Annotated in this window: 24 protein-coding genes; 9 read left to right on the top strand and 15 right to left on the bottom strand. The window is 62.7% G+C overall.

Going from position 1 to position 22,509, the window contains the following annotated elements:
• Positions 1–58: 58 nt before the first annotated feature.
• A complete protein-coding gene (locus NKI72_RS10270; protein WP_352835447.1) occupies positions 59–565 on the top strand; it encodes an OsmC family protein in 507 nt (168 codons plus the stop codon).
• A 34-nt stretch (positions 566–599) separates the two neighbouring features.
• Here NKI72_RS10270 and NKI72_RS10265 read toward each other — a convergent pair whose 3' ends face one another.
• The 14 genes from NKI72_RS10265 to rpsF all read right to left on the bottom strand — a co-directional run bounded on the left by NKI72_RS10265 (position 600) and on the right by rpsF (position 12,959).
• Positions 600–821 carry a hypothetical protein gene (locus NKI72_RS10265; protein ID WP_254820234.1) on the bottom strand — a complete coding sequence of 74 codons (222 nt, stop codon included), beginning with the start codon at positions 819–821 and terminating at the stop codon, positions 600–602.
• A gap of 130 nt (positions 822–951) precedes the next feature.
• On the bottom strand, positions 952–1,572 hold the full coding sequence (locus tag NKI72_RS10260) for a hypothetical protein (RefSeq protein WP_502906756.1): 621 nt from the start codon (positions 1,570–1,572) through the stop codon (positions 952–954).
• 89 nt (positions 1,573–1,661) lie between these two features.
• Positions 1,662–2,402 (bottom strand): SDR family NAD(P)-dependent oxidoreductase, encoded by a 741-nt coding sequence (locus NKI72_RS10255; RefSeq protein WP_254820236.1) that lies wholly within the window; start codon positions 2,400–2,402, stop codon positions 1,662–1,664.
• Positions 2,403–2,476: 74 nt separating this feature from the next.
• Complete coding sequence (gene purF / locus NKI72_RS10250) at positions 2,477–3,946, bottom strand: amidophosphoribosyltransferase (protein ID WP_023677717.1); 1,470 nt, start codon at positions 3,944–3,946, stop codon at positions 2,477–2,479.
• A gap of 125 nt (positions 3,947–4,071) precedes the next feature.
• The gene (locus tag NKI72_RS10245; RefSeq protein WP_023677716.1) at positions 4,072–4,743 is read right to left on the bottom strand and encodes a CvpA family protein; all 672 of its coding nucleotides are present in this window, start codon (positions 4,741–4,743) and stop codon (positions 4,072–4,074) included.
• 47 nt (positions 4,744–4,790) lie between these two features.
• Positions 4,791–6,209 carry a DNA repair protein RadA gene (gene radA / locus NKI72_RS10240; RefSeq protein WP_352453216.1) on the bottom strand — a complete coding sequence of 473 codons (1,419 nt, stop codon included), beginning with the start codon at positions 6,207–6,209 and terminating at the stop codon, positions 4,791–4,793.
• Positions 6,209–6,814 (bottom strand): hypothetical protein, encoded by a 606-nt coding sequence (locus NKI72_RS10235; RefSeq protein ID WP_352835443.1) that lies wholly within the window; start codon positions 6,812–6,814, stop codon positions 6,209–6,211. Before NKI72_RS10235 ends, radA begins: the two co-directional genes overlap by 1 nt.
• A gap of 21 nt (positions 6,815–6,835) precedes the next feature.
• Positions 6,836–8,326, bottom strand: coding sequence for a replicative DNA helicase (locus tag NKI72_RS10230; protein WP_023677714.1), 1,491 nt, complete (start codon positions 8,324–8,326; stop codon positions 6,836–6,838).
• A 206-nt stretch (positions 8,327–8,532) separates the two neighbouring features.
• A complete protein-coding gene (locus tag NKI72_RS10225; RefSeq protein ID WP_352835440.1) occupies positions 8,533–9,501 on the bottom strand; it encodes a small ribosomal subunit Rsm22 family protein in 969 nt (322 codons plus the stop codon).
• 3 nt (positions 9,502–9,504) lie between these two features.
• Positions 9,505–9,828: a YnfA family protein gene (locus NKI72_RS10220; protein ID WP_352467171.1), complete on the bottom strand. Its 324-nt coding sequence runs from the start codon at positions 9,826–9,828 to the stop codon at positions 9,505–9,507.
• 82 nt (positions 9,829–9,910) lie between these two features.
• The gene (locus NKI72_RS10215; protein WP_352471088.1) at positions 9,911–11,200 is read right to left on the bottom strand and encodes a cyclopropane fatty acid synthase; all 1,290 of its coding nucleotides are present in this window, start codon (positions 11,198–11,200) and stop codon (positions 9,911–9,913) included.
• A 153-nt stretch (positions 11,201–11,353) separates the two neighbouring features.
• A complete protein-coding gene (gene rplI, locus NKI72_RS10210; protein ID WP_254820243.1) occupies positions 11,354–11,938 on the bottom strand; it encodes a 50S ribosomal protein L9 in 585 nt (194 codons plus the stop codon).
• A 272-nt stretch (positions 11,939–12,210) separates the two neighbouring features.
• Positions 12,211–12,459: a 30S ribosomal protein S18 gene (gene rpsR / locus NKI72_RS10205; protein ID WP_006203718.1), complete on the bottom strand. Its 249-nt coding sequence runs from the start codon at positions 12,457–12,459 to the stop codon at positions 12,211–12,213.
• A complete protein-coding gene (rpsF, locus tag NKI72_RS10200; protein ID WP_292663863.1) occupies positions 12,459–12,959 on the bottom strand; it encodes a 30S ribosomal protein S6 in 501 nt (166 codons plus the stop codon). Before rpsF ends, rpsR begins: the two co-directional genes overlap by 1 nt.
• A gap of 453 nt (positions 12,960–13,412) precedes the next feature.
• Here rpsF and NKI72_RS10195 point away from each other — a divergent pair, with 453 nt between their 5' ends.
• Positions 13,413–14,957, top strand: coding sequence for a pilus assembly protein TadG-related protein (locus tag NKI72_RS10195; protein ID WP_352835437.1), 1,545 nt, complete (start codon positions 13,413–13,415; stop codon positions 14,955–14,957).
• 31 nt (positions 14,958–14,988) lie between these two features.
• Here the strand turns inward: NKI72_RS10195 and NKI72_RS10190 are convergent, their stop codons facing one another.
• Positions 14,989–16,914 (bottom strand): LTA synthase family protein, encoded by a 1,926-nt coding sequence (locus NKI72_RS10190; protein ID WP_352471090.1) that lies wholly within the window; start codon positions 16,912–16,914, stop codon positions 14,989–14,991.
• Between the two features lie 247 nt (positions 16,915–17,161).
• Between NKI72_RS10190 and fabD the strand changes: the two genes are divergently transcribed.
• From fabD to mltG, 7 genes are all read left to right on the top strand, one after another.
• Positions 17,162–18,139 (top strand): ACP S-malonyltransferase, encoded by a 978-nt coding sequence (fabD, locus tag NKI72_RS10185; RefSeq protein WP_352471091.1) that lies wholly within the window; start codon positions 17,162–17,164, stop codon positions 18,137–18,139.
• Between the two features lie 52 nt (positions 18,140–18,191).
• Entirely contained in the window at positions 18,192–18,413 is a 222-nt protein-coding gene (gene relB, locus NKI72_RS10180; protein WP_352467166.1) for a type II toxin-antitoxin system RelB family antitoxin, read from the top strand.
• Entirely contained in the window at positions 18,397–18,663 is a 267-nt protein-coding gene (locus NKI72_RS10175) for a type II toxin-antitoxin system RelE family toxin (RefSeq protein ID WP_352471092.1), read from the top strand. Before relB ends, NKI72_RS10175 begins: the two co-directional genes overlap by 17 nt.
• Before the next feature lie 54 nt (positions 18,664–18,717).
• Complete coding sequence (gene fabG, locus NKI72_RS10170; RefSeq protein WP_352471093.1) at positions 18,718–19,455, top strand: 3-oxoacyl-[acyl-carrier-protein] reductase; 738 nt, start codon at positions 18,718–18,720, stop codon at positions 19,453–19,455.
• Positions 19,456–19,642: 187 nt separating this feature from the next.
• A complete protein-coding gene (locus tag NKI72_RS10165; protein ID WP_006203723.1) occupies positions 19,643–19,879 on the top strand; it encodes an acyl carrier protein in 237 nt (78 codons plus the stop codon).
• A 34-nt stretch (positions 19,880–19,913) separates the two neighbouring features.
• Positions 19,914–21,176, top strand: a complete 1,263-nt coding sequence (gene fabF / locus NKI72_RS10160) for a beta-ketoacyl-ACP synthase II (RefSeq protein WP_352454402.1) — start codon at positions 19,914–19,916, stop codon at positions 21,174–21,176.
• A 93-nt stretch (positions 21,177–21,269) separates the two neighbouring features.
• Positions 21,270–22,496: an endolytic transglycosylase MltG gene (gene mltG / locus NKI72_RS10155; protein ID WP_352471094.1), complete on the top strand. Its 1,227-nt coding sequence runs from the start codon at positions 21,270–21,272 to the stop codon at positions 22,494–22,496.
• Positions 22,497–22,509: the final 13 nt, after the last annotated feature.

Raw genomic sequence — 22,509 nt, 5'->3', positions numbered from 1 at the left:
GGGGCAGGCGGCATAGCCGTAAAGCAGCGAAGCCAGGGCAATTATGGGAGACGACAAAATGGATGCGATCGCATTGAAGGCCGTGCAGGCGCCGCTGAAGGAGGCCTATCGCGACAACGCCTCGCGCGCGCTGATTACTCTCCGCGCCAAAGGCTCGATCGACGACCAATCGATCGCCTGCAAGGTCGAGACAGGCAGGGCGATCGCCATTGCGGGGCTGCATCCGGCTACCGGCGGCACCGGGCTCGAACTCTGCTCCGGCGACATGCTGCTGGAGGCACTGGTGGCTTGCGCCGGCGTCACGCTGAAGGCGGTAGCGACGGCGCTGGAATTCAAGCTTGGGGCCGCCACGGTGGAAGCCGAAGGCGACCTGGACTTTCGCGGCACGCTTGGCGTGGCAAAGGATGCGCCGGTTGGCTTCCGCGCCATCCGGCTGACATTTGGCCTCGACCCCGACGAGCCGCAGGAGCGCATCGATGCGCTGCTCAAGCTGACCGAGCGCTACTGCGTCGTGTTCCAGACCATCAGCCAGAAGCCGGAGCTGACGGTAAGCGCGCGACGCTGACGATCTCTCCCTCAAGGGGGGAGATCACGCTGTCCTACTGCGCCGACGGCTCCTCGGCGTCGCCCTCGTCGGCGAAGGGCGAGGCGCTCGGCACGCACTGCACCGACCAGCCGGCCGGCGTCGGTTGCTTCTGGTATTCGGTTATGGCGAAGGCGCACTGTTCGCGGGTGTCGAATGTGCTGGGCAGCACGACCATGCCGCCTTGCGGGCCGGCGATCACCAGATACCAGACTAACGCTACGCTCGGTGCCGCCATGAGTATTTCCTCGCTCTGCTTGTTTTGGGAGTCGCACGATCCTAGCAACTCCGGCCCAGCGGCGAAAGCTGGGCCAAAGCGCGGCGTTAAGCCACGGTATCACAGCCACGTGATGTCGGGTCGTTTTGGTTCAGTTCACCGCAAAACAATAGAACAGGCCGTCGCCGCCGGTGCCCTTCAGCGCTTCCTGGCTGCAGCCACCGCGTGACGCATGCGAGGAATTCCACGATTTGGCGGCTGCCGAGCCATCGAGGCCGGTACGATCGTGATGACCCATCATGGCCACACCTTCTGCTCCGCTCAGCGTCCAGTCGCCGCAGGTCTGGTCGGCTATTTTCGTGCCATCCGGCTTGGAGCCGGTCAACACGTCGTGCCGGTTGGGCGTGTCGCCGCGGCCGTTGACCATTTGGCCCTTTTCGTCGAGTGCCGTCTGTTTTGTGATGGCGTTGGCATCGCTATGCAGGGAAGCGACATCATCGGCGATCTTGACGCCCTCGGCGTTGAACCACGGGCCTTTGCCGATACGGTCGCGTGCATCGGTATCGGTGGTCGAGAGATAGGCGCGCCATGTCTTGCCGGTAACGCCCGCGGCTTCGGCCAGTGAACTACAATGGGCGTCGGCGCCGGCGAGACCGCCGAGATCGGCGCCTTTGCCAGAGCCGACGCTGGTGACGAAAAAGCTCATCGTTGCCTCCTGCGACGACGCGGCGCCGATCACTGCAAGCAGCGCGGTGGCAGTCAAGAGAAGCAGTCTCCGCAAATGATCCTCCGTTTCTCGAATTGTGGCACCCGGACAACGTTGGTGCCGGCGCAATTCTTCCGGCAAAATGCGATGTGTGGTTACTCCGGCTGCCGGTAGGCGACAAAGCGATTGTGCTTGGCCTGGAAGATCAGCCCGGTCTCCTTGAGCGTAGGGCTGGCCAGCGGCACGATTCGCTTGGCGATCTCCGAAGGGTGCGGCAGTGTTTCAGGATCCTCGCCGGGTACGGCCTGCGCCCGCATCGCGGTGCGCGTTGCCCCGGGATCGGCGGCATTGACCCTGAGCGGCAGGTTTTCGGTCTCATGCGCCCATGAACGCGTCATGGCCTCGACCGCCGCCTTCGACGCCGCATAAGGCGCCCAGAAGGCGCGTGCGGAGTGGGCAAGGCTGGAGCTCAGCACGATAGCACGGCCGGCATCGGAAAGCCTGAGCAGCGGGTCGACCGAGCGGATCAGCCGCCATGTTGCTGTGACGTTGATGGTCATCACCTTCTCGAAGGTCTTGGCCTCGACATGGCCGATCGGGGCGATGACGCCGAGCACGGCGGCGTTGGCGACCAGTATGTCGAGCTTGCCCCAGCGCTCGTGGATGGCGCCGCCCAGCCGGTCGATCCCCGCCATGTCGGCAAGATCGAGCGGTACCAGCGTCGCCTGTCCGCCACCTGCCTTGATCTGGTCGTCGAGTTCTTCCAACCCGCCGACGGTGCGGGCAACCGCAATCACATGCGCACCGGCCGCGGCAAGCTCCCTGGCGATGAAATAGCCGATGCCGCGCGAGGCGCCGGTGACGACCGCAACGCGGCCGGAGAGGTCAAGGCTCATACGATGGATTCCGACAGGCAAGGTGAAACCGCCGTGAGGGGCTAAGGGGAGGGAGACAAACGGACCGGCAAGGCCTACGACCCGCCGGCCGCTAACAGCGACAGCGTGCGCACATTGTCGGAGCCTTCGAAGTCGGCAAGCCGGGTCGGATACTGGCCGGTGAAGCAGGCGTCGCAGAATTGCGGCTGCTCGTTGTCGCGGCCGGCCTCGCCGACGGCGCGGTAGAGCCCGTCGATCGACAGGAAGCCGAGCGAATCGACGCGGATGAACTCGGCCATCTCCTCCACCGACATGCGCGACGCCAGCAGCTTCGACTTTTCCGGTGTGTCGACGCCGTAAAAGCAGGAGGCGCGCGTCGGCGGCGAAGCGATGCGCATATGCACTTCCTTGGCGCCGGCATCGCGCACCATCTGGACGATCTTCTGGCTGGTGGTGCCGCGCACGATCGAATCGTCCACCAACACCACGCGCTTGCCTTCGATCATGCGGCGGTTGGCGTTGTGCTTGAGCTTGACACCCATGTGGCGGATCGAATCGCCGGGCTGGATGAAGGTGCGGCCAACATAGTGATTGCGGATAATGCCGAGCTCGAACGGAATGCCCGCGGCCTGCGAAAAGCCGATCGCCGCCGGCGTGCCCGAATCCGGCACCGGCACGACGATGTCGGCCTCGACCGGACTTTCCTGCGCCAGCTCGGCGCCGATGCGCTTGCGCACTTCATAGACGTTGCGGCCTTCGACCGACGAATCCGGCCGCGCGAAATAGACATATTCGAAGATGCAGAAGCGGGTCTTCTGCGGCTCGAACGGGAACAGGCTTTCGATGCCCTTGCTGGTGACGACGACCATTTCGCCGGGCTTCAGGTCGCGCACGAAACGCGCACCGATAATATCGAGCGCGCAGGTCTCGGAGGCGAGAATCCAGGCGCCGTCGAGATCGCCGAGCACCAGCGGGCGGATGCCGAGCGGGTCGCGGCACCCGATCATCTTCTTGGACGTCATCGCCACCAGCGAGAAGGCGCCTTCGACTTGGCGCACCGCATCGATGAAGCGCGAATTCAGGTCGCGCTCCTTGCTGGTGGCAACCAGGTGCAGGAGCGTTTCGGTGTCGGAGGTGGAAGAGAAGATGGCGCCTTGCTTCTGCAGGGCGCGCTGAACGGTCATGGCGTTGGTGAGATTGCCGTTATGGGCGACGGCAAAGCCGCCATCGGCAAGTTCGGCGAAGAAAGGCTGGATATTGCGCAGACCGGCGCCGCCGGTGGTGGCATAGCGTGTGTGGCCGATAGCACGGTTGCCTTGCAGGCTGTCGATGACACGCTGCTTAGTAAAGGTGTCGCCGATCAGGCCGACATGGCGTTCGACATGGAATTGGGTGCCGTCATAAGAAACGATGCCGGCCGCTTCCTGGCCTCGATGCTGCAACGCATGCAGACCGAGCGTTACGATGGCTGCGGCGTCCTGCCGGCCGAAAATGCCGAACACGCCGCATTCGTCGTGGAAATGGTCGTCGGCTTCGGCGGAAAGCACGTCGTCTGCGTCTGCCACTGAGGCTGCCATTGGGGCTCAAGCTCCGCTAAAGTCGCCATATAAGGTCATAGCGCATCGAAAGCAACGCACGTCGTGCGGCGTTCACATGATCGACAGTCTTGAGCCTCGCAAGTCTGTCGAAATCAGTTTGCCGGCGCCGGGTTTGCAGGTGCCGGCGTCGCGGGCGCATTGTCGGCCGGCGGCGCATCGCTGTCGTCGGGTGCCGGCGCAGTGGCGTCGTCGCCGGCGGCAGGGGCTTCCGCTGCAGGCGCGTCGGGGGCCAGAGGCGTCTCGGTGGCCGGCTGATTCGGATTGAGCTTGTTGAGGATGGCGTTTTCCGGATCCTCGGGCAGCAAGCTTTCGAGCTTGGCGCCGATCGATTCGAGCAACGGCTTTGACTTGGCGTTGGCAATCCAGCCTGGAGCCTTGGCGCCCGCCAGCCAATTGAAGAAAAGCAGCGCGACAGCGACGACCAGAATGCCGCGCGCCGCGCCATAGAGGAAGCCAAGTGTACGATCGAGCGCGCCGATCCTGGAATCGATGATCCAGTCGGCGAGCTTCATGGTGATGACCGAAACGACGATCAGCGCGACAATGAAGACGATACCGGCGGCCGCCGCCATGGCGGCCTTTTCGTTGTCGACATAGGGCTGGATGTAAGGCAGCACCGGCTTGTAGAAGAAGAAGGCGGCGGCCGCGGCGGCTGCCCAGGAGATGATCGACAGGATCTCGCGCGAAAAGCCGCGAACCATAGCGAGCATCGCCGAGACCAGGGTGAAGCCGACGAGAATTCCGTCAAGCAGCGTAATCGGCATGTTTTTCGCCCCACTCCGATCTCTTTTTCACGACTCGACGAGCCGCATCACTCTTGCTCGTCGGCGCGGCTGCGCCGAGAGCCGGCTATGCGCGCCACGAGATCGGCAAGCTCGGTGGGCTGGAAAGCGCCGGCTCCGATCCCCCCGACCCCATTACCACCAACAAGTTCCTCGCTGCCCAAGGGCAGAACCGCGCGTCCGAAACCCAGCTTTTCGGCTTCCTTGAGGCGCTGCTGCGCATGCGCAACCGGCCTCACCGCACCCGAAAGGCTGATTTCGCCGAAATAGACGCAATCGGCGGGAAGGGCAAGACCGGTGAGCGAGGAAACCAGTGCCGCCGCCACTGCCAGGTCTGCCGCCGGCTCCGAAATGCGGTAGCCGCCGGCAACGTTGAGATAGACGTCGTGCGTGCCGAAGCGGACGCCGCAATGGGCTTCCAGAACCGCCAGGATCATCGACAGCCGGGCACCGTCCCAGCCGACGACGGCGCGGCGCGGTGTGCCCAGCGTCGATGGCGCCACCAGCGCCTGGATCTCGACCAGCACCGGCCGTGTGCCTTCCATGCCGGCGAAAACCGCGGCACCCGGCGACTTCGCATGGCGCTCACCGAGGAAAAGCTCGGACGGGTTGGCGACTTCCCGCAAGCCCTTGTCCGACATTTCGAAGACGCCGATCTCATCGGTTGGCCCGAAGCGATTCTTGACCGTGCGCAGGATGCGGTAGTGGTGGCCGCCTTCGCCCTCGAAATAGAGCACCGCGTCGACCATGTGCTCGACGACGCGCGGTCCGGCGATCTGGCCCTCCTTGGTGACGTGGCCGACCAGAACGATCGCCGCCCCTGTGGATTTTGCGTAGCGGATCATCGCCTGGGCGGCGGCACGCACCTGGGTCACCGTGCCGGGCGCCGAATCGGCCATATCGGTCCACAGCGTCTGGATCGAATCGAGAATGACCAGATCCGGCCGCTTGCCATCGGCGATGGTGGCGAGGATGTCCTCGACATTGGTTTCGGCGGCGAGTTCGACCGGGGTGTCGGCGACGCCGAGCCGCTGGGCGCGCAGCCTGATCTGCGCGACCGCCTCTTCGCCCGAGACATAGACGATGCGGTGGCCCTTTGCCGCCAGCGCGGCCGCGGCCTGGGTGAGCAGCGTCGACTTGCCGATGCCGGGATCGCCGCCGACCAGCAGCGCCGAGCCGCGCACGAAGCCGCCGCCGGTGGCGCGGTCGAGTTCGCCGATGCCGGAGACGATGCGCGGCGCGTCCTCGATGTCGCCGGAGAGGCTGGTCAGCACCACCGCGCGGCCTTTGCGGGCATTGCGCGTATTGGCCGGGCCGGAACCTATGCCGCCTGACGTGCCTTCCTCGACCAGCGTGTTCCACTCGCCGCAGGCATCGCATTTGCCGGCCCAGCGCTGATGCACCGAACCGCAATTCTGGCAGATGAACTGGATACGGGATTTGGCCATCAGTTTATTGGTTCCAAGAGGTATTTGGAACGATCCCAGTAAATCGGCAAAGCATTTTCGACTGTATCGAAATGAGTGCGGCGCTGGCCGTTGCTCTGAGCCCAATTGTCGTATGCCGACCAACATGCATAGATGAACAAATTTACCGCCAAATCATTGTCTCGCCTGACTGCTTCATGCAGCGTTTCGAACAATCGCCTGAGCGCTAACGAGAGGCGGCGGTCCTGAAGCCGATGCATGAGAAGGAATGCACACCCGATCGCAGCGACAGACGTACTCTGCCGAGAGTCCCCTGACCAAAGTGCCAAAAGGCCCAGAAGATTATCGATGTCGCGAGTCGTTCCCAGCTTCCAAATCCGATAGAGGCCGGTCACTGCCGCGCTTCGCGAATAGTCTTCGACATGCTTGGCAAGGAATTTCCTCACCAATTCAACGTTCTCGGGCGTCGGTTCGCTTGAGTAGCAGAACACCAGCAAACCGGCGTGCGATCCCGTGCGAGAAATTGACCCGGCAGATCTCAAATATTCAGTGAGTTGCGCGCGTTCATCCTCGGAGATGTCATACTCTTCGAATTTTATCCTTTGGTAGATATCGCTAAAGTCCAATCGGCTGCTCCGCGACAATGCCTACTCGAACCGGTCCGGCAAATGATGCTCCTCGGCGAGGTCCGAGAAGCGGGTGAATTCGCCCTGGAAGGCGAGGCTGACCGATCCCGTTGGGCCGTGGCGCTGTTTGGCGACGATGACCTCGGCCTTGCCGCGCATCTCGTTCATCTCGTGTTCCCATTTGATGTATTCGTCGGTGCCCGGCTTCGGCTCGCGGTTCTTCAGATAATATTCCTCGCGGTAGACGAACAGCACCACGTCGGCGTCCTGCTCGATGGAGCCCGATTCGCGCAGATCCGAAAGCTGCGGGCGCTTGTCGTCGCGGCTCTCGACCTGGCGCGACAGCTGCGACAGCGCGATGATCGGCACCGCCAGCTCCTTGGCTAGTGCCTTGAGGCCGGTGGTGATCTCGGTGATTTCCTGGACGCGGTTTTGCGAGGATTTCGCGCTCGATCCCTGCATCAGCTGGATATAGTCGATAACGATGACGTCGAGGCCGCGCTGGCGCTTCAGGCGACGCGCGCGGGCCGACAGCTGAGCGATGGAAATGCCGCCGGTCTGGTCGATGAACAGCGGGATTTTCTGCATTGTCTGCGAGCAGGCGACCAGCTTTTCGAAATCCATCTCGCTGATCTCGCCGCGCCGGATTTTCGACGACGGGATTTCCGTCTGTTCGGAAATAATGCGGGTGGCCAGCTGTTCGGATGACATTTCGAGCGAAAAGAAACCGACGACGCCGCCATTGGCCGCCTTGAACGAGCCGTCCGCCTGCTGCGCCGGGACATAGGCCTCGGCGATGTTGAAAGCGATATTGGTGGCGAGCGAGGTCTTGCCCATGCCGGGGCGGCCGGCAATGATGATCAGGTCGGACGACTGCAGGCCGCCCATGCGGCGGTCGAGATCGCGCAAGCCGGTAGCAACGCCCGACAAATGCCCGTCGCGCATATAAGCCGCATTGGCCATGTCGACGGCGGTCTTGACGGCATCGGTGAAGCTCTCGAAGCCGCCATCGTAGCGGCCGGTTTCGGCCAATTCGAACAGGCGCCGCTCGGCATCCTCGATCTGGTCGGAGGGCGACATGTCGACCGGCGCGTCATAGGCGATGTTGACCATGTCCTCGCCGACAGTGATTAGCGCGCGCCGCGTCGCCAGATCGTAGATGGCGCGGCCATAGTCGGTGGCGTTGACGACGGTGACGGCCTCGACCGCCAACCGCACGACATATTGCGCCACTGTCATGTCGCCGACCTTCTCGTCGGCCGGCAGGAAGGTCTTCAGCGTGATCGGCGTCGCGATCTTGCCCATGCGGATGAGCTCGGCCGCGACCTCGAAGATCTTTCTATGCAGCGGCTCGTAGAAATGGCCGGGCTTCAGGAAGTCGGAGACGCGGTAGAAGGCATCGTTGTTGACCAGTATGGCGCCGAGCAGCGCCTGCTCGGCCTCGATATTGTTCGGCGCCTCGCGATAGAGCGGTGTTTCCGCCACGCCGAATTTTCGTGCTGCCTCTGCCATGATGTCCCCGGTCCTGATCCCCGTCTCTCGATATCAGAACGAGACAAGTCGGTGATGACTTATCTGCATCAGTCCCCAACCAACCAACTTTGATGCCCGCGATTCACAGCCAGGATCTTTCGGTGGAAAGAATCTCGATTGACTCGAATCAAGATGGCGAGCCTAGCCGTTCTCGGGCGAGAACAAAACAGGAAAACAGCTGCCGGTCATTCCGGCAAGGCATCACCCCAATCCAGTCGCCGCGCGGCCTTGAACGTCTCGCCGTCGCGCTTGGTGAACAGTCGCTCGGCAGCACCCCCATCCTGTTCGCAAAGCTTCAGCAAGACCTTGCCGGACCCCGACTTCGGCGGTGCGATCACTCGCGCTCGAGGCGGAGCGGCCGGATGGCGGGAGGCCGCGACAAAGATGAATTTCTCGTCCTCCCACGGCACCTCGGCATCCTTGGCCAGACGGTGTAGGCGCGAGCGGGCGACGCGGCGGGCGAAATGGCACCAGTCGGGGGCAACGAGCGGGCAGGGCGCCTCATGCGGGCAGGGCGCAAGCACGTGCGCGCCCGCCTCGATCAACTGCCGCCGCACGGCAAGAATACGCTGCCAGCCGGCCGGCGTGCCCGGCTCGACCACCAGCAGCGTGTCTGCGGTCAGCTGCCAGAGCCGGTCGACGAGTTTTGCCAGCGATGCCGGCGCGATCTCATCCAGCACATAGGCTGAAGTCACCAGCTCGGCCGGCTCCAGATCGACCAGGTCGATGGTGATGTCGCCGGTCCGCCAGGCGGTCCTGGCCGTGATCGCATCCGCGGCAAGTGCTTCGCCGACCCTTCGTACCGCGGCGCCGGCCTCGAGTAGCACCGCCTGTTCGAGATCCGGCCAGAGATTGATTGTGGCCCAAAGCACCGTGCCAGGGCCGGCGCCGACATCGAGCAAGGTCTTCGGAGCATAGTCGGGCCGAGACTCGCCCACCGCATCGAGGCTGGCGCGAACGGCCGCATAGGTCGCCGGTAGCCGCGTTGCCAGATAGGCCTTCACCGCCATGTCTTCGGCCATGTGCAGGCGACCGTCGCGCAACTCTGCGCGGTAGCGGTCCGACAGCGTCTTTGCCGCGTGCTTAAGCATCGGCAAAGGCACCTGTTCGAGAAGGCGGTCGACGCCTTGTCTAAGCGGGACGGGCAGTTCCATCGCTTAGGCAGTCCGAGGTGCGAGCAGAATGACCGAGGCGCCAACGATGCAGATCGCGGCACCGGCAAGATCCCAGCGGTCGGGGTGCACGCCTTCCGCCAGCCACAGCCAGGCCAGCGAGGCGGCAATGTAGATGCCGCCATAGGCGGCGTAGGCCCGGCCCGCCGCGCTGGTGTCGACCAGCGCCAGCAGCCACGCGAATAGCACGAGCGAGACGAGACCGGGCGCCAACCACAGCGGCGACTTGTCCAGCCGCCACCACGCCCAGAACGAAAAGCAGCCGGCGATCTCGGCAAGTGCGGCGGCGACGTAGAGGAGGTAGGTCATGAAAAAAGGTCCCGCGTTTAACGGGACCCTTTTCAGCGTGCCGGCCGGCAATGGCAAGTGGCGATGGCGTGATGCCGGCAGTCTACTCCGGATCCGCCACCTTGCGGCGGCGAGTGGGCTTGGCAACCGGAGCCTTTTCGCGACGTCCAAGATCGCGCATCTCCAGCGCCTTCTCGCAACTGGCCATGTAGTCGCGCGTCATCGGCAGCGTGTCGTTCTTCTTGGCAATCTGGATCTGGAAGATCACCAGATCCTGCCAGCGGAAGGCAGCTTCCGAGGCGGCAAGATAGAACTCCCACATGCGGCAGAAGCGCTCGTCATAAATCGCCCTGGCCTTGTCGCGGTTGGCCGCGAAGCGCTCGCCCCAATGCTTCAGCGTCTCGGCATAATGCAGCCGCAGAACCTCGATGTCGGTGACGACGAGCCCCGATTTTTCGATGGCCGGCATCACTTCGGATAGCGACGGGATGTAGCCGCCCGGGAAGATGTACTTGCGGATGAAGGCGCTGGTTGCCCACGGCACGCCGGAGCGGCCGATCGTGTGCAGCAGCATGACGCCGTCCGGCTTCAGCAGCGTCGCCGACTTGTCGAAGAAGGTGCGGAAATGATTGACCCCGACATGCTCGAACATGCCGACGGAGACGATGCGGTCGAAACGTTCATTGAGTTCGCGATAGTCCTTGATGTCGAAATGCACCCGGTTTTGCAGGCCTTGCGCATGGGCGCGGTCGGTGGCGACGCCGTGCTGCTCGGTCGACAGCGTCACGCCCTGTACGTCGACGTCGAACGCCTTGGCTAGATAGAGCCCAAGCCCACCCCAGCCGGAGCCGATATCAAGAACCGTCTGGCCCGCCTTCAGCCTGAGCTTGGCGGCGATATGGCGCTTCTTGGCTGCTTGGGCCTCGTCGAGCGTCATGTCCGGCTGCTCGAAATAGGCGCAGGAATATTGCATGTCCTCATCGAGGAAGAGGCGGTAGAGGTCGCCCGACAGATCGTAATGGCGCTGCACGTTGCGGCGCGCCCGCGACGCCGTGTTGATCTGCTGCAGGCGCCGGAAGGCGTGGCGCAGACCTTCGATCGCCTTCGACCAGGTGGCATCGATACCGCCGCTGCCCATGTTCTGGAAGGCAATCCGCATCACCCCCAGCACGCCGCCCTCGAGAATGTCGAGTTCACCGTCCATGTAGGCTTCCGGCACCGCCAGCATCGGATCGAAGGTTATTGCGCGCTCGGCATGCCTTGTCTTGATGTGCATGTGCACCGGCTCGCCGCTGCCGTCACCGAAAGTCACCATCGAGCCTTGCGGCCCTGTCACCTTGAGATTGCCTGTGCGGACCAGGCGGTCGAGAACGCGTTTCAGCAGAATATTCATGACCAATTGTCCCCTCTCGGCCAGACATGCTGTCCTATTCTGCATCAAGATATAGGGGTTCGAAAAGTTCCATTTGGCATAAAAATGCCCGGGTACGAGGCCCGGGCATTGGTCCAGAATAGCGATTAGCCGGCGAATGCCGACGAATGACGATCAGCCGTTGTCTTCGCCGCCTTCGAACTCCGCATTCGGATCGAAGAAGTTTTCCGGCCGCGCATTATCGTTGATGTCCTCGCCGTAGATGGCTTCGGCGGTGGTCAGTGTTTCGCCCTTGGCCTGGCGCTCGGCTTCGTCGGCCGTGCGGGCAATGTTGAGCGTGATGGTAACCTCGACTTCCGGGTGCAGCGCGATCGCCACATTGGTGACGCCGATGGTCTTGATTGGCTGGTTGAGCAGGATCTGGTTGCGGTTGACCGAAAAACCTTCCGCCGTCACCAGCTCGGCGATGTCGCGCGTCGAGACCGAACCATAAAGCTGACCGGTTTCGCCGGCCGAGCGCACGGCGATGAAGCTCTTGCCGTCGAGCTTTTCTGCAATCTGCGCGGCTTCGGACTTGCGCTCCAGGTTGCGGGCTTCGAGCTGGGCCCGCTGCCCCTCGAACTTCTTCTTGTTAGCTTCGTTGGCGCGCAGCGCCTTGCCTTGCGGCAGCAGGAAATTGCGGGCGAACCCGTCCTTGACCTTGACGGTATCGCCCATCTGGCCGAGGCGGGAAACGCGTTCGAGAAGAATGACTTCCATGGTTTTGTTCCTTCGCTTGGGCGCTATCCTCAGGATCGGCGCCGAGTTGTCTGGAACAGGTCAGGAAGCTGGGGCGTCGCCGCCTGTGTCGCTGTCCTGCCTGTCGCGGCAGTTAGGATCTCTTGTCGAAATCCAACCCGGGATTTGGTGTTCGATCCGGCTACGCCCGTCGTGGCCGGTGAAAAGCGGGCGGCGAACCGCCCGCTGGCTAGACCATGATCCCGAAAAGTGGAAACCGGTTTTCGGATAAGATCATGGTCAACTAATCAGTGTTAGCGGACCACGTAGGGCAGCAGGCCGAGGAAGCGGGCGCGCTTGATCGCCTTGGCGAGCTCGCGCTGCTTCTTCTGGCTTACGGCGGTGATACGCGATGGAACGATCTTGCCGCGCTCGGAGATGTAGCGCTGCAGAAGCCGCACGTCCTTGTAGTCGATCTTCGGCGCATTGGCGCCGGAGAACGGGCAGGTCTTGCGGCGACGGTGGAAGGGGCGCCGGGTTGGGATCTGGTTGATGTCGACCATTATTCTGCGGCTCCTTCAAAGCCTTCGCGCGGACGGCGCGGGCCACGATCGGCACCGCCATCGCCGAAGCTGCGCGGCGGACGGTCACCACGGTCACCGCGATCGCGGTCGCCGAATGAGCGCGGGCCACGATCGCCACGGTCGCGGTCGCCGAAGCCGCCGCGTTCCGAGCGCTCTTCGCGCTTCTGCATCATTGCCGACGGACCTTCCTCATGCGCATCGACCTTGATGGTCAGGAAACGCAGCACGTCCTCGGACAGGCCCATCTGGCGCTCCATCTCGTTGAGCGCGGCCGGCGGGCAGGTGATGTCCATGAGTGTATAATATGCCTTCCGGTTCTTGTTGACCCGGTAGGTGAGGGACTTCAGTCCCCAGTTCTCGACCCGGCCGACGGACCCGCCATTCGCGGTGATGACGCCCTTGTACTGTTCGACAAGCGCATCGACCTGCTGCTGCGAGAGGTCCTGCCGGGCAAGAAACACATGTTCGTATAGAGCCATAGTGTTCGTGCCTTTCTTCGTTTCTCTCCCGGTTCCCGGCGGCAAAAGCCTCTGCAACTTCTCTGACCCGCAATCCTTGCGAAGGCGGGGAAGAAAGGAGCATGACGAGACGGTCGAGAGCGGAGACACGGGAGGCGGAAGCGCTTCTGGCTTCACGCGAAGGTTTCGAAAAACCTCCGGCCCTCCGTTCAGCCCCCAGCAAGGACCGGCAGATTGCGGGCGTCTATACAGGAATTTGACCGCAAAGCAAGGCCAAACGACGGAGCAAACGGCCCTACCGTCCCAGAGCGCCACGGGTCTCGACGGCAAGGCTTGCGGATTCCTGAAACCGGACCTTAACCACCATGCGAAGTTCCAGCACCGGCGGGCGTGGCGGCAACCCGTCGTTCATCATGCGGATGCAAAAGCAAACAGTCTGCGCGAGTTCGGCACCAAGGCGGTTTGGGGACAAAAATGCTTTTCGACAAATTCTGCCGTTCGAAGAGCGGCAACTTTGCCCTGATGCTGGCGTTCGGGCTGCCTGCGGTTCTGACCGCCGTCGCCTTTGCCGTGGACGTGTCCACCTTGATGAGGGCCAAGGTCAGCTTGCAGAATGCGCTCGATGCCGCGAACCTTGCATCTTCGCATCTCGGCGACATCGAGGCTTCGCACAAGGACGTCTTCGACCGCTACTTCCAGACCAATGTCGCCGGCCACAGCGAGTTGAGGAACGCCGAAGCGACGCTTACCGTGGAAAGGGGCCTCAATTACATCCAGACCAAGGCTGTCGCCACGGCGGACGTCAATTTGAACTTCGCCTTCCTGTTCGGCAACGACAAGCGCATCACCGTCGATGCCGGCGCCGTCGAATCGACCAATCAGCTCGAAGTCGTGCTGGTGCTCGACAATACCGGGTCGATGGCCAGCAACGATCGCATCGGCGCATTGCGGACGGCGGCGACGGCCCTGATCGATATGCTCGAAGCGGCGAAGTCGCCGACGCGCAGCGTACGTGTCGCGGTGGTGCCGTTCGTCACCGCCGTCAACGTCAAGGGCGAGGACTACGATCCGGCCTGGATCGACATGGCCGGCAAATCGCCGAACAACGGCGCCAATTTCCCCTCGGTCGGCGGCAAGCGCGTCAACCATATGGATCTGTTCAAGCAATTGGGCGTCGAATGGAGAGGCTGCGTCGAAGCGCGGCCAGGAACCAACAATGTTTCCGACATTTCGCCCGACCAAAACAAACCGGACACCCTGTTCGTACCTTATTTCGCGCCGGACGATCCAGGTAACGCTAGCAATCCAAACAGCTCCTACGGCAATTCAGCGACCGGCTACAACAATTCCTATCTCGACGATACCGTCGTCACCCTGCTTCCCGGCCTCACCAGCGACATGGCGAAGTACAGTGTTTCGACGATGAAGCTGATCAACGACAAGAGAGGCCCACTGACTATCGGCCCAAACCGGGCCTGTCCGACGCCGATAGTGCCGCTGACCGATGATTTCGACAAATTGCGGAAGGCCGTCGGTGAGATGATCGAATGGAACGGCTCGGGGACCAATGTTTCGGAAGGCTTGTCATGGGGGATGCGGGTGCTCTCGCCGGAACCGCCTTACAGCGACGGCGCGCCGTTCAGGGCGTCAGGCACGACCAAAACGGTGCTGCTGCTCACCGACGGCGAGAATGTTGTCTATGGCGCGAAGGATACGCCACAGAAGTCGGACTATGGCTCCTACGGATTCCTGGCCTCGGGTCGGTTTGGATCCAGCGACCAGACCGCGGCTGTGCGCAATGTCGACGATTGGACAACCAATGTATGCAACACATTGAAGAAGCAGGACGTGCAGATCTTCACAGTGCTGCTGCAGGCCGACACCGCAGCCAACCGCAAACTCTACGAGGCCTGCGCATCGTCGCCGTCGGATTATTACCCGACCAACGACGTCAGTCAGCTCGAAGGCGTCTTCCTGAAAATCGGAAGCTCGATTTCGCAGCTGCACTTGACGAACTGAACGACGTCGGCCGCTCTCCCGCCGCCGCTGCTCAACTCGTGTGTGCAGCCACTTTGCCTGTGGTTTCGGGGAAGAAATCGGGCGCCGCATGGCGCTTGCCGAACATCATGTCGTATTGCAGCAGACGGAAGTCGCGGATTGCCGGATCGATCTCTTTCTGACGCGACCAATCGGGGGTGGCGTCGCCCCCCGGTGCCAAAAGCAAATTGCGGTCGATAACGCGGTAGCGCTCTCGCAACTGTCCGAGGAAGCCGGTGTAATAGGGATGGCTGATGCCGGCTGTCTTCAGGATATGGTAGGGCAGGAAGGACGGGCTGACGGCGCCCAGATCCTCGGTCGGGCCGCTGCGATTCGACCAGACGATCAGCGGCGTCTGGTGGTGCAGCAGCATCTGGTCGGCCGCCTCCTTGCGCGGCGCAACATTGTCCTTCAGGAAGCCGGTCTCGACGTAGACCGGCCCAAGCGGCGGCAGATGGTCGCCGAAGAACGCGATGACGGTCGGCCGCTCGCGTTTCTTCGCCCATTCGATCAGCCGCTCGAGGCCGCGGTCCGCGTCGGAAGAGCCTTCGGCATAGCTCAACAGCGATTCACGCGCCCATTGGCTGATCGGCGCCTGCACCTTGTGGGTCGGATTGTTATAGCGATACGGCTCATACGGCCCGTGGTTCTGCAGGCTGACGGCGAAAAAGAACACCGGCTCGGCGCTGGTATCGGCTTCGTGGATGATCTCGTCGGTCATCGCAGCGTCCGACGCGAGCGGTCCGCGCTTCTGCATGGGCGGCAACGTCTCCTCGGACTTGAAGTCGTTGAAGCCGAAATCGGCATAGACGGCCCCCCGGTTCCAGAACCAGTTAGTGCCGGGATGGATGGCGCGCGCCCGGTAGCCCTGACTTTTCAGGAAGGTCGCCAGCGAGGGAGTCGGTGTCCGCACATATTGCTGGTAGGGAATGCTGCCCGCCGGCAGGAAGGCGTTGGAAAAGCCGGTCAGGGCCTCGAACTCGATGTTGGCCGTCATGCCGCCGAACTCGGGCGAGAACATGTAACCCGTGCGCAGTGCCCGCACATTGGGGATAGGGTCGGGTGTGATGGTGACGCCGGGTAGCTTGGTCGGATCCCAGAAGGATTCGCTCATGACGACGATGATGTCGGGCTTCTCGGCAGGTACCGAGGCGGTCACCTGCGGTTTGCCGATCGCTTCGATCGCCTTGTCGGAATAGCCGGGCGGCGCCGAGACATGCGCCATCGGAACGTTAAGCGCGAAGGCGAGCGCAAAACCGTTCGAGGCATAGTTTTCCTTCTGGTCCCACATGATCGGGATGATCTGCAGCCGGTCGCGCGTCCACGAGAAAGTGGCATAGTCCATGATGGAAACGAAGAAGGCGATCAGCGGTACTGTCAGCGTCAGCCGGGCAAGGCGGCCCTTGTGGCTGAGCGCCGGAACGCGGCGGCGCCATAGCCGCCAGCCATAGACGAGCAGCGACAGCCCGCCGACGATGCCGATCGCCAGGGCAATGGCGGTTCCCGGGCGATCGCGTACCAGAAGCGGCATCAGTGCCACGATCTGCCGGGAATAAAGGAAATCGGTCGGATAGAGCGGATCGCCGAGATACAGCGACTTCTGGTGGCCGACGAACGCCAGCGACAATGTCAGCGGCGCGACGATCATCAGGCTCTGATGACTGCGGCCGAGCACGGCGTCGAGGCCGATGAGGATCAGCGCAAAAATGATGATCGTGGTCCAGCCGGGTTTGAAAGGCTGCAGAAAGAAATCAATGGTGCCGGCAAAGTTGCCGCGCACGATCAGTTCGATGGCAAACACAAGGATGGCCGCAGCCAGCAAGCTGATAAGGCCATAGCGGATGACAGGCCATTTGCGCGCCGGCAGATAGCCGGTCGACGGATCGCCTTCAAGAAACTGGGGCGCCGCCTCGGCTGCGCTCTGCTTGGTCTTTGCCACTTCAATAGTTCCCCGGCCCGCAACAAAAGCGTCACTCGATTGTCATCGAACTGTCACGCAAAGCCTAGCGCCTGTGGCGGAAATAAGAAGAGCCAGCAAACAAATCGTGAGCGGTTTTCATCATGAGTGATCGCCAAAAAGCCTGCCGAAACAGGCACTCGGCCGATATTACGCGATCAAGGTTGGACTTGACTTGGCCGCACGCCTTGCGTCACAGGCAACGTGAACCAGCAGCTGGGAGCCGCCGATGGCCATCGCATTCACCTTTCCGGGGCAGGGCAGCCAGGCTGTCGGCATGGGCAAGGACCTCGCCGATACCTTTGTGGAATCGCGGCGGATCTTCGAGGAAGTTGACGACGCGCTCGGCGAAAACCTATCGAAGCTGATCTGGGAAGGCCCGGAAGAGACGCTGACGCTGACCGCCAACGCCCAGCCGGCGCTGATGGCGGTGTCGCTTGCCGCAATCCGGGCGCTGGAGGCGCGCGGCTTCTCCCTGAACGGCAAGGTCACCTATGTCGCCGGCCACTCGCTCGGCGAATATTCGGCACTTGCGGCCGCAGGTTTCGTTTCGGTCGCCGACGCCGCCCGGCTGTTGCGCATCCGCGGCAATGCCATGCAGGCGGCTGTGCCGGCCGGCGAGGGCGCCATGGCGGCGATCATCGGGCTGGAACAGGCCGACGTCGAAGCCGCTTGCGCAGAGGCCGCCCAGGGCGCCGCCAAAGATCCCGCACAAGCCTTGGTTTGCCAGATCGCCAATGACAATGGCGGCGGCCAGCTGGTGATCTCCGGCGCCAGGCCAGCGGTCGAACTGGCGGCGAGGCTATGCACGGAGAAGGGCGCCAAGCGGGCGCTGATGCTGCAGGTCTCGGCGCCCTTCCATTCGGCATTGATGAAGCCTGCGGCCGAGATCATGCGGGAGGCGCTGGCCGCCGTGACGAAGAGTGCGCCGGTCGTGCCGCTGGTCTCCAATGTTACGGTGACCCCGACGAGCGATCCCGACGAGATCGCCCGCCGACTCGTCGAACAGGTGATCGGGCGCGTGCGCTGGCGCGAAACGGTGGAGTGGTTCGGCAGCAACGGCGTTGTGACGCTTTACGAAGTGGGCGCCGGCAAGGTGCTGTCGGGGCTGGCCCGCCGCATCAACCGCGACATTGCCACCAGCAGCATCGGATCGGCGGCGGAGGTCGAGACGGCACTTGCCGCCTTGGGTGACCACGTAGCTTGAATTCATCAGTGCTTGCCGCTACATGAATACATGTATCGCAACAAGGTGCGGCATGCCCACATCGATCCGCCTTTCTCCTGAAGTCGAGCAGCGCCTGGATTTTCTCGCGGCCAAGACTGGTCGCAGCAAGGCCTACTATCTGCGCGAGCTCATTGAACGTGGTCTGGAGGACTTGGAGGATTACTACCTGGCTGCCGAAGTCGTTGAGCGGATCAGGCGTGGTGAAGAAGACGTCATGAGAGCCGAGGACTTCTGGCGTGGCCTGGACGCTTGAATACGCCCACTCGGCGCGAAAATTTGTCGAAAAACTGGATCCGCAGACACGTCACCGTATCCGTGATTTTATTGAAAACCGCATTGCCGTTCTCGACAACCCGCGTGAACTCGGCAAACCGCTGAAGGGCCCGCTCGCAACCTTTTGGAGATATCGCGTCGGGGATTATCGCATCATTTGCGATGTGCAGGATAACCGGCTCGTCATTCTGGTGGTAACCATAGGCCACCGCGGCAACGTTTACAGATAGCCGAACTCACCGGCCCGTATGATTGGCCAGTACGATTTGGGAAGAGGATAAAGCATGTTCGAATTGACCGGCCGCAAGGCGCTCGTCACCGGCGCATCGGGAGGTATAGGCGAGGCGATCGCCCGCGTGCTGCACGGCCAGGGCGCCATCGTCGGCCTGCATGGCACACGTATCGAGAAATTGGAGGCGCTGGCCGCCGAACTGGGCGACCGGGTCAAGCTTTTCCCGGCCAATCTTTCCAACCGCGACGACGTCAAGGCGCTCGGCCAGAAGGCGGAAGCTGACCTCGAAGGCGTCGACATCCTCGTCAACAATGCCGGCATCACCAAGGACGGGTTGTTCGTGCGCATGGCTGACGCCGACTGGGATAGCGTGCTCGAGGTCAACCTGACCGCCGTGTTCCGGCTGACCCGCGAGCTTACCCATCCGATGATGCGGCGCCGCCATGGCCGCATCATCAACATCACTTCAGTGGTTGGCGTCATGGGTAATCCCGGCCAGACCAACTATTGCGCCTCCAAAGCCGGTATGATCGGCTTTTCCAAATCGCTGGCGCAGGAGATCGCCACCCGCAATATCACCGTCAACTGCGTCGCCCCGGGCTTCATCGAATCGGCGATGACCGCCAAGCTCAACGACAAGCAGAAAGAGGCGATCATGGCGGCGATCCCGACCCGGCGCATGGGCACGGGCGCCGAAGTCGCCTCAGCCGTCGCCTACCTCGCTTCCAACGAGGCAGCCTACGTCACCGGCCAGACCATTCATGTGAATGGCGGCATGGCAATGATCTAACACTTGGGAAAACGCTTCATTCCGTCTTGGATGCACGGGATTTTTCGTGTAATGCCGCCCGCAACCCGGCGGTTCGGGCAAAAACCGGTCCTGTTCCGCTGCGTTTCCGGCAGGACCATCTTTCAGCTTGATTAGCGGCATTCTGCCCGCTAACGAAGACAGACAACCAAAAGACGAGGATGCCCAAATGAGTGACACCGCAGAGCGCGTCAAGAAGATCGTCATCGAGCACCTTGGCGTCGATGCCGACAAGGTGACGGAGCAGGCGAGCTTCATCGATGATCTGGGCGCGGACAGCCTCGACACGGTCGAACTTGTCATGGCGTTCGAAGAAGAGTTCGGTGTCGAAATCCCGGACGACGCCGCCGAGACCATCCTGACTGTTGGCGATGCGGTGAAATACATCGACAAGGCCTCCGCCTGACGCTATTTGCAGTCATCACCGGGGAGGACCTGCGATGAGGCGTGTCGTCGTCACGGGCCTTGGGCTGCTTTCGCCGTTCGGCATGGGCTTCGAGCACAGCTGGAAGGAGCTTCTGACCGGCCGCAGCGCAGCCAAGCGCATCACCGAATTCGAGGTGGAAGATCTTGCCTGCAAGGTCGCCCACGTCATTCCGCGCGGTGACGGCTCCAATGCCACTTTCAATCCTGAAGCCGTTCTCGAGCCGAAGGAACTGCGCAAGATCGGCGACTTCATTCTGTACGGGATCGCGGCCGCCGACGAGGCACTCAAGGATTCCGGCTGGCAGCCGAAGACGCATGAGGAACAGTGCGCCACCGGCGTGCTGATCGGTTCGGGCATCGGCGGCATCGAAGGCATCGCCGAGAATGCGATGATCCTCAAGGAACGCGGTCCGCGCCGCATCAGCCCATTCTTCATCCCTGGCCAGATCATCAACCTCGTCTCCGGTCAGGTCTCGATCCGGCATGGGCTGAAAGGCCCCAACCATGCCGTCGTCACCGCTTGCTCGACCGGTGCGCACGCCATCGGCGATGCCGCCCGGCTGATCATCTGGGGCGATGCCGACGTTATGGTCGCAGGCGGCGCCGAAGCGCCGGTGACGAGACTGTCGGTCGCCGGGTTCGCCGCTTGCCGCGCGCTCTCCACCGAGCGCAACGATGCGCCACAAACGGCCTCACGCCCCTATGATCGCGATCGCGACGGCTTCGTCATGGGCGAGGGCGCCGGTGTTGTCGTGCTCGAGGAGCTCGAACACGCCAAGGCCCGCGGCGCCAAGATCTATGCCGAGGTCACCGGCTACGGTCTGACCGGCGACGCCTATCACATCACCGCGCCTGCCGAGGACGGCGACGGCGCTTTCCGTTGCATGACCGCGGCGCTGAACCGGGCGAAGCTGACGCCGGCCGATGTCGACTACATCAACGCGCACGGCACCTCGACCATGGCCGATACGATCGAACTCGGCGCCGTCGAGCGGCTGGTCGGCAACGCCGCCTCGAAGATATCGATGTCGTCGACCAAATCGTCGATTGGCCACCTGCTGGGCGCGGCTGGTGCTGCCGAGGCGATCTTTTCGATCCTCGCCATTCGCGACAACATCGCGCCGCCGACCATCAATCTTGACAATCCGGAGCGCGAAACGGCGATCGACCTGGTGCCGCACAAGCCGCGGGCCCGGCAGATAGACGTGGCGCTGTCCAACTCCTTCGGCTTCGGTGGCACCAACGCCTCGCTCGTCTTCCAGCGCTACAATGGCTGACCGCTCTGCCGGTTTCCGTCTGCCGTCAATTTTGCCATATTCGCCCCTACTCTGCCCGAGGGGATTCGTCGCAAGATCAAATGGTAGGGCGCTATGAACACAAATCCGGCCGATAACGGGGAATTCGGGCAACGGCCAGCAACGCCCACGCCCGGCCCGATCGTGCCGAAGACGGCCAGCGAGGCGTTGCGGCCCGAGGCCGGCACGCCGCCGCCGAAGCGCTCGCGTGCCTCGCGCAGCCAGTTCGTCGTGTTCATGAACTTCGTCATCTCTTCGGTGATGCTGATGGTGCTGGCGGCAGGCGTTGCGCTGTATTTCGGCAAGCAGGAGTTCAACGAGCCCGGCCCGTCGGCCAATGGCGACACTTTCCTGGTCAAGCCGAATAGCGGCGTCCAGGAGATCGCCGACCAGCTTGAGCGGCGAGGGCTGATCAGCGACGCCCGCATTTTCCGCCTTGGCGTGCGCGCCTTCGGCAATGATTCCGCCCTGAAGGCCGGCGAATACGAGATCAAGCCGCAGGCGTCGATGCACGATATCATGGAACTGCTGAAGAGCGGCAAGTCGGTGATGTATTCGCTGACCATCCCCGAGGGGCTGACGGTCGAGCAGGCGCTGCAACGGATCGCCGAGCAGGACGCGCTGACCGGCGATATGCCGTCGACCACTCCACCTGAGGGCAGCCTCGCCACCGACACGCTGCGTTTCACCCGCGGCGCAACACGCCAGCAGATGGTCGACAAGCTTCTGGCCGACCAGAAGAAGCTGGTCGACGAGGTCTGGCAACGCCGAGCGCCGGATCTGCCGATCGCCAACGTTGAGGATTTTGTCACCCTGGCCTCTATCGTCGAGAAGGAGACCGGCAAGGGCGATGAACGCTCGCGCGTAGCCGCCGTCTTCCTCAACCGGCTGGCCAAGGGTATGCGGCTGCAGTCGGACCCGACCATCATCTACGGCCTGTTCGGCGGCAAAGGCAAACCCATCGACCGCCCGATCTATCAGTCGGACATCCAGAAGCCGACGCCCTACAACACCTATCTGATCAACGGGTTACCGCCGACGCCGATCGCCAATCCCGGCCGTGCGGCGCTGGAGGCTGTCGCCAATCCGTCGAAGACCAGCGATCTCTACTTCGTCGCCGACGGCAGCGGCGGGCACGTCTTTGCCTCGACGCTCGATGAGCATAACGAGAATGTCGCTCGCTACCGGGCACTGCTGAAAAAGCAGGCGCAGGACGCCGCCAAGGCCGGAGCAACCAATACCGGAGCCGACACGCCGGCGGGAGCCATCGTTGACGATGCAGGCCCCACCGCCGCCCAGTAGGGCCGGACGCCAT

The sequence above is a fragment of the Mesorhizobium sp. M0437 genome, assembly GCF_040321335.1.
Lineage (GTDB): Bacteria > Pseudomonadota > Alphaproteobacteria > Rhizobiales > Rhizobiaceae > Mesorhizobium.
Note: the sequence above shows the minus strand (reverse complement) of the source record. Positions and strands in the feature narration are given on the sequence as shown.

Bases quoted from the DNA above. Each gene is read 5' to 3' on its own strand.
- NKI72_RS10270 (WP_352835447.1), top strand. From the start codon at position 59: ATGGATGCGATCGCATTGAAGGCCGTGCAGGCGCCGCTGAAGGAGGCC.
- NKI72_RS10265 (WP_254820234.1), bottom strand. From the start codon at position 821: ATGGCGGCACCGAGCGTAGCGTTAGTCTGGTATCTGGTGATCGCCGGC.
- NKI72_RS10255 (WP_254820236.1), bottom strand. From the start codon at position 2,402: ATGAGCCTTGACCTCTCCGGCCGCGTTGCGGTCGTCACCGGCGCCTCG.
- NKI72_RS10245 (WP_023677716.1), bottom strand. From the start codon at position 4,743: ATGCCGATTACGCTGCTTGACGGAATTCTCGTCGGCTTCACCCTGGTC.
- radA (WP_352453216.1), bottom strand. From the start codon at position 6,209: ATGGCCAAATCCCGTATCCAGTTCATCTGCCAGAATTGCGGTTCGGTG.
- NKI72_RS10230 (WP_023677714.1), bottom strand. From the start codon at position 8,326: ATGGCAGAGGCAGCACGAAAATTCGGCGTGGCGGAAACACCGCTCTAT.
- NKI72_RS10225 (WP_352835440.1), bottom strand. From the start codon at position 9,501: ATGGAACTGCCCGTCCCGCTTAGACAAGGCGTCGACCGCCTTCTCGAA.
- NKI72_RS10220 (WP_352467171.1), bottom strand. From the start codon at position 9,828: ATGACCTACCTCCTCTACGTCGCCGCCGCACTTGCCGAGATCGCCGGC.
- NKI72_RS10215 (WP_352471088.1), bottom strand. From the start codon at position 11,200: ATGAATATTCTGCTGAAACGCGTTCTCGACCGCCTGGTCCGCACAGGC.
- rplI (WP_254820243.1), bottom strand. From the start codon at position 11,938: ATGGAAGTCATTCTTCTCGAACGCGTTTCCCGCCTCGGCCAGATGGGC.
- rpsR (WP_006203718.1), bottom strand. From the start codon at position 12,459: ATGGTCGACATCAACCAGATCCCAACCCGGCGCCCCTTCCACCGTCGC.
- rpsF (WP_292663863.1), bottom strand. From the start codon at position 12,959: ATGGCTCTATACGAACATGTGTTTCTTGCCCGGCAGGACCTCTCGCAG.
- NKI72_RS10195 (WP_352835437.1), top strand. From the start codon at position 13,413: ATGCTTTTCGACAAATTCTGCCGTTCGAAGAGCGGCAACTTTGCCCTG.
- fabD (WP_352471091.1), top strand. From the start codon at position 17,162: ATGGCCATCGCATTCACCTTTCCGGGGCAGGGCAGCCAGGCTGTCGGC.
- relB (WP_352467166.1), top strand. From the start codon at position 18,192: ATGCCCACATCGATCCGCCTTTCTCCTGAAGTCGAGCAGCGCCTGGAT.
- fabG (WP_352471093.1), top strand. From the start codon at position 18,718: ATGTTCGAATTGACCGGCCGCAAGGCGCTCGTCACCGGCGCATCGGGA.
- NKI72_RS10165 (WP_006203723.1), top strand. From the start codon at position 19,643: ATGAGTGACACCGCAGAGCGCGTCAAGAAGATCGTCATCGAGCACCTT.
- fabF (WP_352454402.1), top strand. From the start codon at position 19,914: ATGAGGCGTGTCGTCGTCACGGGCCTTGGGCTGCTTTCGCCGTTCGGC.
- mltG (WP_352471094.1), top strand. From the start codon at position 21,270: ATGAACACAAATCCGGCCGATAACGGGGAATTCGGGCAACGGCCAGCA.